Below are 297 nucleotides of genomic sequence, written 5' to 3' on the forward strand. Positions count from 1 at the left end.
GTGCGCCCAGCGTGGGTGCGGGTTTCTGCGGCGGATGGCACTGTTATCTTTGAGAAAATTCTCGACACAGGCGAAGAATTCATCATTCCGGCAACGGAAGTGCCGCCAATGCTACGCGCGTGGAATTCTGGGTCGGTTTACTTCGGCGTCAATGGCGAAACCTATGGTCCGGCAGGGCGTGCGGGTTCGGTCGCGTCAAAAGTTGTTTTGGCACAGGACTCGCTTAGCGAAGCCTATAAGGTTGCGGATATGGACGCCGATCAAGATTTGGCAAAATACGTCGCTTTGGCCGCTGCA

General features: G+C 55.6%; 1 protein-coding gene. It reads left to right on the forward strand.

The features are described from left to right. Nucleotides 1-297: DUF4115 domain-containing protein (locus AB9F29_RS22155; RefSeq protein ID WP_369757284.1), on the forward strand; the 297-nt coding region annotated here is incomplete at both ends.

Origin of the sequence: Falsihalocynthiibacter sp. S25ZX9, assembly GCF_041205405.1 — a bacterium.
In the GTDB taxonomy this organism is placed as follows: Bacteria; Pseudomonadota; Alphaproteobacteria; order Rhodobacterales; family Rhodobacteraceae; genus Falsihalocynthiibacter; species Falsihalocynthiibacter arcticus.